8 protein-coding genes and 1 pseudogene are annotated in these 9,909 nt (G+C 28.7%); all 9 read left to right on the top strand.

Annotation, left to right across the window (positions count from 1 at the left end; translation table 11 throughout):
• Positions 1-515, top strand: a 515-nt coding sequence (locus ACJDT4_RS14700; protein WP_406788326.1) for a flagellin, incomplete at its 5' end; no start/stop codon positions are given.
• Positions 516-629: 114 nt separating this feature from the next.
• A complete protein-coding gene (locus tag ACJDT4_RS14695) occupies positions 630-1,793 on the top strand; it encodes a glycosyltransferase (protein ID WP_406788325.1) in 1,164 nt (387 codons plus the stop codon).
• A 36-nt stretch (positions 1,794-1,829) separates the two neighbouring features.
• Positions 1,830-4,337, top strand: a complete 2,508-nt coding sequence (locus ACJDT4_RS14690; protein ID WP_406788324.1) for a glycosyltransferase — start codon at positions 1,830-1,832, stop codon at positions 4,335-4,337.
• Positions 4,338-4,376: 39 nt separating this feature from the next.
• Positions 4,377-5,144 (top strand): glucose-1-phosphate cytidylyltransferase, encoded by a 768-nt coding sequence (rfbF, locus tag ACJDT4_RS14685; protein ID WP_406788323.1) that lies wholly within the window; start codon positions 4,377-4,379, stop codon positions 5,142-5,144.
• Positions 5,145-5,191: 47 nt separating this feature from the next.
• Positions 5,192-6,058: an N-acetylneuraminate synthase family protein gene (locus tag ACJDT4_RS14680; RefSeq protein ID WP_406788322.1), complete on the top strand. Its 867-nt coding sequence runs from the start codon at positions 5,192-5,194 to the stop codon at positions 6,056-6,058.
• Positions 6,059-6,098: 40 nt separating this feature from the next.
• On the top strand, positions 6,099-7,922 hold the full coding sequence (locus ACJDT4_RS14675) for a thiamine pyrophosphate-binding protein (protein WP_406788321.1): 1,824 nt from the start codon (positions 6,099-6,101) through the stop codon (positions 7,920-7,922).
• A 23-nt stretch (positions 7,923-7,945) separates the two neighbouring features.
• Positions 7,946-8,356 (top strand): annotated as a pseudogene (locus ACJDT4_RS14670) (HAD hydrolase family protein); the annotation flags it as partial.
• A 96-nt stretch (positions 8,357-8,452) separates the two neighbouring features.
• Positions 8,453-9,001, top strand: a complete 549-nt coding sequence (locus ACJDT4_RS14665; RefSeq protein ID WP_406788332.1) for a D-sedoheptulose-7-phosphate isomerase — start codon at positions 8,453-8,455, stop codon at positions 8,999-9,001.
• Positions 8,994-9,905 (top strand): SDR family oxidoreductase, encoded by a 912-nt coding sequence (locus ACJDT4_RS14660; RefSeq protein ID WP_406788320.1) that lies wholly within the window; start codon positions 8,994-8,996, stop codon positions 9,903-9,905. Before ACJDT4_RS14665 ends, ACJDT4_RS14660 begins: the two co-directional genes overlap by 8 nt.
• The last annotated feature ends 4 nt before the right edge of the window (positions 9,906-9,909 follow it).

Here is a 9,909-nt window from a genome sequence, read left to right as displayed (position 1 = left end):
CAATAAGTGCAGAGCTTGGAACTCTTGCTGATGAAATAGACCATATTTCAAAGCAAACAAACTTCAATGGAGTTAATTTATTATCTGGAGATGGAACTTCTACTTCATTATTAAGCTTCCAGATTGGATCAACATCTGATGACTTTAATACATTAGCACTTTCATTAGGCTCAATTGAAATGAATGCAAAGAGCTTAAGTGTAGATTCTACTAGCATAACAGTTGGTAATAACACTGCAGCTAAAAATGCTATGAGTTTAATACAAAATGCTATTGATAAAGTTTCAACTTCAAGATCATACATTGGAGCATTACAGAACAGACTTACTCATACAATGAATAACCTTTCAACTGAAGAGCAGAATTTAAATACTGCTAATTCAAATATAACTGATGTTGATATGGCTAAAGAGATGATGAACTACTCTAAAGAGAACGTTCTTCAACAAGCAGCTCAGTCAATGCTTGCTCAGGCTAATCAAAATCCACAACAAGTACTTAAATTATTACAATAATATTTTAAAAAAGTCTTTCACAAAAGTGAAAGGCTTTTTTATTGTTAAAAATTAAAGAATACGAAAATATTGACGATATATTGTTTATAGTAATGTTTAAATTGGAGGATTAAAATGAAAATTAGCCTTTGCATGATTGTAAAAAATGAAGAAAAATATATAAAAATGTGTCTTGAAAATGCAATGAAGCTTGCAGATGAAGCGGTAATTGTTGATACAGGTTCAACAGATAAAACCAAAGAAATAATTAAAGATTTTGATAAAAACATTAAAATTATAGATTACAAATGGGATGATGATTTTTCAAAAGCTAGAAATGTATCTATTGAAAATGCCACAGGTGATTGGATACTTATGATGGATGCCGATGAAAAATTATTATGTAATCCTGATAAGGTTAGAAAAATATTAGAAAAGCCCGAATTTGAAGGTTACAAAGTGCCACTTTATAATATTACAAATGCTAATATGATAATCTTCTCCTCTGTATATACTAAATTATTTAAAAATAATAAGGAATATAGATACAGTGGCAGAATACATGAGCAGCTTAATATACCTAATTTAGGAGATACAAAAGCAGAAATGCCTAAAGAAATTAGTAAAATAATTCATTATGGATATTTAGATAGTGTTGTAAAGGAGAGAGACAAGGCTGGTAGAAATTTAAGAATATTAAAAAAGCAGCTTAAAGAAATGCCTAATGATCCATTTGTTCACTATAATATAGGAGTGAGTTATCAAGTACAAGGTAAAAATGAAGAGGCATTAAAACATTTTTTTAAATGTAACGAGCTATGGCGCAAAAAGGATCTTTATGGGGTAACTCTATACGAAATTGACATGACAAAGAGAATAGCAGAAAGTCTTGTAAAATTAGGCAAATATGATGAATGTATTGATATGCTTAAAAATATTTTAAATGATGATGTGTATAAGGGCTTTGTGGATTTAGAATATATAGAAGGCATGTGTTATTATTTTAAAAAGGATTATAAAAAGGCCGTTAGCTGCTTTGAAAAATGCACAGAAATGGGAGATACCAATAAGTTTATATCAGTTTTAGGAATGGGAAGTTATAAAGCTAAAGAGATGATGGCAAGATGCTATGTTGAATTAAAGGATGAGCTTAAAGCTATAAATGCATTTATGGAAAGTATATTTGATCCTAATAATTTTATGCATGAAGGCTTAAATGATTTTAGAATATATTTAAAGAAAAATAATAGAATTGAGATATTGAATCAACTCAATAAATTGGTTAGTAATAATAATTGATGATTTTTATAGCTGATAAGCATAGGGGGGAACTTAATGTTAACCAGTATAATAATACTTACATATAATAATTTAGATTATACAAAGAAGTGTATAGAAAGTATAAGAAAAAATACTAAAAAGGGTGAATATGAAATTGTAATAGTTGACAATTGCTCTAGTGATGGTACACGAGAATGGCTTGAGAAACAAAATGATATGGTTTTAATATTAAATGAAGAAAATATGGGATTCCCTAAAGGGTGTAATCAGGGAATTGAGGCATCTTCAGGGGATAATATTTTGCTTCTTAATAATGATGTAATAGTAACCCATAATTGGTTAGATAATATGATTAAATGTCTTTATAGCTCAAAAGATATTGGTGCTGTTGGACCTGTATCAAATAGTGTTTCATATTATCAGCAGATAACTACTAGTTATAGTAATTTAAAAGAATTAGAGGAGTTTGCCAAAGAATATAATGTTAGTGATTCATCTAAATGGGAGAATAGGCTTAAATTGGTTGGGTTTTGCATGCTTATAAAAAAGAAAGTTTTGGATAAAGTCGGACTTTTGGACGAAATATTTACACCAGGAAATTTTGAAGATGATGACTTATCTTTGAGAATAGTTTCTGCAGGCTATAAGCTTGTATTATGTAATGATACATTTATACATCATTATGGAAGCAAATCATTTAATAAAAATCGTGATAAATATATTGAACTTATGATGAAAAATGAAAAAAAGATAAATGATAAACTTGGAGTACCTATAGTTCATGTAATTAATATTAGGAAAGATATAACATCATTAATTGATGAAGATAAAGAAAAAGAATTTAATGTACTTCAGCTTGAATGTGGTGGATGCGGAACTTTAATGGATATTAAAAATAGATATTCTAATTGCAGAATATTTGGTACGGAAGTTCATGAAAAGGCATTAGTTAATAGAAGTTTAGATGTTAATATTGATATAGGTGATATAGAAAATACTTGTTTTAATTATGAGCTAGGAATGTTTGATTACATAATAGGTGCTGATTTAGGATATGGAATAAGAGAATTAATTGATATTGTTGGAAAATTTAAAAGGTACTTAAAACAAAATGGTAAATTTATAGTAACTTTAGGTAAGAACACAGAAAATGTAAAAAATATTTTAAATATGCTATTTGTTGATTTTAATAGGGAAAAAATTAATGGGTATGTATCCCATAATCAATATATATTTGTATTGCAAAGAAAAGAATTAGATGAAAATATTGATAGTATAGAAAGTAATATTGAAATAGATAAAAATATACAAAAAATTATAAATGATATTAAGAGTGATGATAAAGAACTTAATAGTAGGTTAGAATATATTTATAAATATTCATATAAAGGTGCTGATATTTTAAATTCTATTGGTGTTAAAATGTTTGAAGAGGGTTTGATTGATTTTGTAATACCAGTTTTTCAAACAGTATTAAAATTTGAACCAGCTAATAAAGATGCGGTGCTAAATTTAGTTGTAATTTTATCTAAGTTTAAACAGTATGAGTTGGCACTTAAATATATTGATAAGCTATATATTACTGATGATGAAATTTATGCAGTTAGAAAAGACATATTAGAGCAGGCAAGGAATGCTGGAGTATTACAACAAAAAAGTGATATACCATTAATTTCAATATGTATACCAACATATAATAGAGCTGATAATTTGAAAAAATGTTTGAATAGTATTTTTAGGCAAATAAAAACCTGGATGAATATAGAGGTTGTAATTGTAAATAATGATTCGCCTGATAACACAGAAGAAGTGGTTATGAGTTTTAAAAATAAATATGATAATATAGTTTATATTAAAAATGAAACTAATATAGGCGGAGATAAAAATATTTTATATGTACCAACCTATGCTAATGGTCAGTTTGTGTTTTTACATGGCGATGATGATTATTTTATGGATGGCAGTTTAGTTAATGTGTATAATTTTGTGAAGGATAACACTGATAATAGTTTTATATTTTTCCAAGTTACGAAAAATGACAAAAGTGTAAAAAATGTAACAAGTGTAGATGAATTTGTTGCAAAGGTTACTGGTACAAGTTCTGCTTTTATGTCCAGCATTATGATGAAAAAATGTTTTTATGATAAATTAAAAGATAAAGAAAAATTTATTGATTCAGGTTTGAATCAGATATATGTTTTATTAAGCATTTTGGAATGCTATCCTAAAGCATGTGTTATAAATTATTCATTATTTTATTATGAAAATAATTTGTCTGGTGGTTATAATTGGCCTAAAGTATTTATAGAAAATTATTTGAATTTATTACAATATTTTAAAGATGAAAATGTACTTTCAGAGAGAATATATAATTTTGAAAAAGAAAGAGTATTAAAGCAAAGTGCAATAGATTGGTTAGGAGTTTTTAAAGAAAATAACAGAATGAAAGAGTTTCACATGGATACATTGAAACATTATGTTGATAAATATTATAAGAATGAAGAATATTATAAAGAAAGTTATGAATTAATTGATAGTATAATGCGTGATAAAATTAATTGATGCTATAGCACTAATGATGTATATATTGGGGTGATTTTAATGAAAGTAGTTATATTATGTGGTGGAAAAGGGACTAGAATGAGAGAAGAAACTGAATATAGGCCTAAACCATTAGTTTTAATAGGAGGCAAACCCATAATATGGCATATAATGAAAACATATTCTCATTATGGTTTTAATGACTTTATTCTTTGCGTTGGTTATAAGGGTGATATGATAAAGCAGTATTTTATGGAAATGTATTGGAGAAATAATGATTTCACATTACATATTAATGGAGATAAACATATTGATTATCATACAAAAGAAGAAGAGAATTGGAACGTTACTATAGTTGATACAGGGCTTGAAACTATGACAGCTGGAAGAATTAAGCAAGTTCAAAAATATATTGATGATGATGATTTTATGCTTACCTATGGGGATGGTTTAAGTGATGTAAATATAAATAATCTACTAGAATATCATAATAGCAAAGAAACTATTGCAACTTTAACAGGTGTTTATCCTATTTCAAATTTTGGTTTGATGGAAGTAGAGGATGGAATTGTTAAAGCATTCAAAGAAAAGCCTGTATTAAAGGATATGGTTAACGGTGGATTTATGGTTTTAAATAAAAAAGTTTTTGATTATATTCCTAAAAAAGATTGTTTTTTTGAAGCAGAACCTTTAAATAAGCTTGCTCATGATGGTGAACTTGCTGTTTATGAGCATAATGGGTTTTGGACAGCTGTTGATACTTTTAAAGATATTGAAAAGGTAAATGAAATTTGGAATTCTGAGGGTAGAAGTTGGAAAGTTTGGTAATAAATAAATTTAACATACAGTAAATTATAATTTTGGGAGGTAATAATATGAAGTGTATATCTATAGGAGATAGAAAAATAGGAGATGAATTTCCAGCATATATTATAGCTGAAATAGGAATAAATCATAATGGTGATATAAATATAGCAAAGCAGCTAATTGATACTGCTGTTAATGCAGGGTGTGATGCTGTAAAATTTCAAAAAAGAAGTGTTGATGTAGTTTATTCAAAAGAAGAACTTGCAAGACCAAGAGAAAACCCATTTGGTAGTACAAACGGAGAATTAAAAAGAGGACTTGAATTTGGAACTGAAGAATATAGTGAAATTGATAAATATTGCAAGAAAAAAGGAATTCAGTGGTTTGCTTCTTGTTGGGATGAGGCTTCAGTTGATTTTATAGATCAATTTGATGTACCTGCATACAAGATAGCATCAGCATCATTGACAGATGATGAATTGTTAAAATATACAAAGGCTAAAGGAAAAACTATAATATTGTCAACTGGAATGAGTACACTTCAAGAAATAGATCATGCAGTTGAAATTTTAGGAAAAGATAATTTGATTTTATTACATACAGTAAGTACATATCCAGCAAAATATGAAGATATTAATTTAAAGGCAATGAAAACATTAAAGGATAGGTATGATGATATTCCAGTTGGATATTCAGGACATGAAACTGGAATTGCAACATCATCTGCAGCAGTTGCAATGGGAGCATGTGTTATCGAGAGACACATAACTTTGGATAGGGCAATGTGGGGCTCTGATCAAGCCGCTTCTTTAGAACCTAATGGATTAAATAGATTGGTAAGGGATATTAGGTTAATAGAAACTGCTTTTGGAAGTCCAGAAATACGCTGTCTTGAGATTGAAGAACCAGTTAAAAAGAAATTAAGAAGAAAGTAATATATTACGTAATATAAATTGATTATCTGGGGGACTTTAAATGATTAAATTATCTGATTATGTTTTTAAATTTATTGCTAATAAGGGTGTTAAGCATGTTTTTTATTTGCCAGGAGGAGGTGCAATGCACCTTGTTGATTCTCTTGGAAGAAATGACGAAATAGAACATGTATGTATGCTTCATGAGCAGGCGGTTTCAATTGCTGCTGAAAGTTATGCTATGAATACGAATAATTTGGGAGTTGGATTAGTTACTACTGGTCCTGGTGGTACTAATTCAGTTACTGGAGTTGCTGGTGCATGGATAGATTCAACACCCTGCTTATTCATTTCAGGACAAGTAAAAAGAAGTGATATGATAGGTAATAGTGGGGTAAGGCAAATGGGTTCCCAAGAGATTGATATAGTTTCAATAGTGAAACCAATTACCAAATATGCAGTGACTGTTTTGGAGCCTAAAAGGATAAAATATTATTTAGAAAAAGCAGTTTACTTATGTAAAAATGGAAGACCAGGTCCAGTTTGGCTTGATATTCCTTTGGATGTACAGGGGAGTATGGTAGAGGAAGAAGAATTGATTTCGTTTGATCCAATTGAATTAGAACAAAGTTTAGAAATTGATAGTGAAAAAGAAATTAATGATAGTATTGATAAGATTATTGATTTGATAAATTTATCAGAAAGACCAATGGTTATAGGTGGAAATGGTATAAAACTTTCAAATAGCCAAGAAAAATTTGTGAAATTGTTAGAAAAACTTGGTATACCAGTTCTTACAACCTGGAAAGCAGCAGATTTAATTTATGATGAATTTCCACTTTATGCTGGTAGATTTGGAACTATGGGTGAACGTGGTGCAAATTTTGCAGTTCAAAATTGTGATCTTTTAATTTGCTTGAGTACTAGAATGGATATGTCAGAAACTGGCTATGATACAAGCATGTTTGCAAGAAGTGCAAAAAAAGTTATGATTGATATAGATAAAAGTGAAATCAAAAAATTGAATAATATATTAGATATTTCGGTTTGCTCAGATATTTCATATTTTATATCAAAATTTATAGAAAAACTAGATAGTGCTGATAAATTAAAAAAATTTACTGAATGGATACATAAGGTAAGAGAGTGGAAGAAAAAATATCCTATTGTACTTAATGAATATAGAAATCAAGATGAATTTATTAATCCGTATGTATTGATTGATGAATTATCAAAACAAATGCAGGAAAATGAAATAATAGTACCTTGCAGTGCTGGTACTACAGCAGAGATATTTTTTCAAGCTATAAAAATAAAAAAAGGGCAGAAAGTTAGATCTAATCATGGCTTTGGTGCAATGGGTTATGACATTCCATCCAGTATAGGCGCTTGTATTGCAAATGGTAAAAAGAGAACAATTTGTGTGGCTGGAGATGGAGGAATGCAGTTAAATATACAGGAACTGCAGACGATTAAAGGACAAAATTTGCCTATAAAGATTTTTGTTGTTGATAATAGTGGATATTCTTCTATTAGAACCATGCAGAGAAATTACTTTGGCGGTTTTTATGTTGGAAGTGAGGAAAATAGTGGACTCACTGTACCTAATATGATAAATATGGCAAAAGCTTATGGGATAAAAGCTGTAAATATTAGTCATGAAGGTGAGTTAAAAGAAAAAATAGATGAAGTTTTGCAGTTTAATGGACCTGTAATCTGTGATGTACATACAATACCTGATTGTAGAGTGTCTCCAAAGCTTTCATCTAAAAAATGTGAAGATGGTTCTATGATATCTAAACCTCTAGAGGATTTATGGCCATTTTTAGGTAGAGAAGAATTTTTAGCTAATATGATAATACCTCCAATGGATGAAAAAGAATAAAAAATATTTTAAGGAGTAACTTTATGATTAAGCTAATATTAATGGATATAGATGGGGTTATAACTGATGGAAAAGTTAGAATAAGCAGCGATGGAAAAGAAATCAAGCAAATTGATTTTAAAGATATTGATGCTATATCAGAAATAAAAAGAAGAAATTATGAAATTGGATTTATAACTGGTGAGGATACTGAGTTTGCAGAATATCTCAATAATAAATTTAAGCCTCAATATTTCTATAAAGGCTGTAAGGACAAGCTTTCAGCTGTTAAAGCTATTGAAAAAGATGGCGATTTTAAAAGTGAAGATATATGCTTTGTAGGTGATAGTAAGCATGATTTGGCTGCAATTGATTATGCTGGTTTAGGTTGTTGCCCTAATAATGCATCGGATGAAGTGAAATTGATATCAGATATAGTATTGAAAAGAAGTGGCGGAGATGGTTGCATTGATGAGTTGTCAAAAATTATTTTTGGTTTAAATAGTGAAAGTAATCAGATTTTTGATAAATGTTATGAAGAACACATTAATATGTTGAAACTTATACACTCAGATGGAACTTTGAAAAAAAATATAATAAAGACAGCGGAGTGTATTGTTGATGCTTATTTGAATGATAAAAAGTTAATACTTTGCGGTAATGGAGGAAGTGCTGCAGATGCGCAGCACATTGCTGCAGAGTTTGTGAGTAGATTTTATATGGAGAGAAAAGCATTAGATGCAGAAGCTTTAACAACAAACACCTCAGTATTAACGGCAATAGGAAATGATTATAGTTTTGATAGGATTTTTGCAAGGCAGGTAGAGGCAAAAGGTAAAAGAGGAGATATACTTTTGGGGATTTCTACTAGCGGAAACTCTGTAAATGTAATTGAAGCTTTTAAAACTGCTAAAGAATTAAATATGAAAACAATTGTATTAACTGGACAAAAAGTTAATAGTAAACTAATTAAGTATTGTGATGTTATATTAAATATTCCTAGTACTATTACACCTAGAATACAGGAAGCACACATTTTTATAGGACATATGATATGTGAATATGTTGAATTAAAGCTTTTTGGTGATAAAAATGAATAAAAAGAAAATTTTAATAACAGGTGCTGGGGGATTTATTGGAAGGAATCTTAAGGAATATTTAAATGAACGATACGATATAACAGCGTTAACACATTCAGAACTTGATTTGATTGATACCTTTGCTGTAGAAAAGTTTTTAAATAATAAAAAATTTGATGTGATAATACATTGTGCTAGCAGTGGTGGTTCTAGAAAAAATGGATATGATAATGGTTTAAATGATATTGTATACAATAATGTGAGAATGCTTTTAAATATAGAAAGGTGCATTGGAAAGGAAACTAAGCTGATTTATTTTGGCAGTGGTGCTGAGTATGATAAAAGCCATGATTTAAAAAAAGTTACAGAAGATGATTTTGATAAATTTGTACCAAATGATTATTATGGATACGCTAAATATGTGATGAGTAAGTATTCACAAAATAGAAAAAATATAATTTGTTTAAGACTGTTTGGGGTTTTTGGTAAGTATGAAGATTATAGCTTTAAATTTATATCTAATTCAATAGTTAAGAATTTATTTAAGTTACCTATAGTTATAAACAAAAATGTAGTTTTTGATTATTTATATATAAAAGATTTAAATAGAATAATAGAAAAGCTTATTGAAGAGGATGTGAGTGGGTGCTACAATGTTACACCATCACAATCCATTGATTTAAATACAATAGCCAATATTATAAATAATATTGGCTATTACAGAAGTAAAGTGACTATTATAAATAGCGGACTTAATAATGAATATACTGGAGATAATAAAAAGATATTGGAATTAATGCCTAATTTTAAGTTTACCACTTATAAGCAAAGCATTAATGAGCTTTTCATATATTATAAACAGAATATAAATAATATAGATTACGAACTAATTGTAAAAGATGAGTTCTTAAAATTTTGTAAATAGGAGA

Origin of the sequence: Clostridium neuense, from assembly GCF_045310695.1 — a bacterium.
GTDB lineage: Bacteria > Bacillota > Clostridia > Clostridiales > Clostridiaceae > Clostridium_S > Clostridium_S neuense.
The sequence above is the reverse complement of the archived record's forward strand: the minus strand, read 5'-3'. Positions and strand labels throughout refer to the sequence as shown.

What these genes read in the sequence shown, in the direction of transcription:
- rfbF (WP_406788323.1), top strand. Translation starts at nt 4,377, where the DNA reads ATGAAAGTAGTTATATTATGTGGTGGAAAAGGGACTAGAATGAGAGAA.
- ACJDT4_RS14695 (WP_406788325.1), top strand. Translation starts at nt 630, where the DNA reads ATGAAAATTAGCCTTTGCATGATTGTAAAAAATGAAGAAAAATATATA.
- ACJDT4_RS14660 (WP_406788320.1), top strand. Translation starts at nt 8,994, where the DNA reads ATGAATAAAAAGAAAATTTTAATAACAGGTGCTGGGGGATTTATTGGA.
- ACJDT4_RS14665 (WP_406788332.1), top strand. Translation starts at nt 8,453, where the DNA reads ATGTTGAAACTTATACACTCAGATGGAACTTTGAAAAAAAATATAATA.
- ACJDT4_RS14675 (WP_406788321.1), top strand. Translation starts at nt 6,099, where the DNA reads ATGATTAAATTATCTGATTATGTTTTTAAATTTATTGCTAATAAGGGT.
- ACJDT4_RS14680 (WP_406788322.1), top strand. Translation starts at nt 5,192, where the DNA reads ATGAAGTGTATATCTATAGGAGATAGAAAAATAGGAGATGAATTTCCA.
- ACJDT4_RS14690 (WP_406788324.1), top strand. Translation starts at nt 1,830, where the DNA reads ATGTTAACCAGTATAATAATACTTACATATAATAATTTAGATTATACA.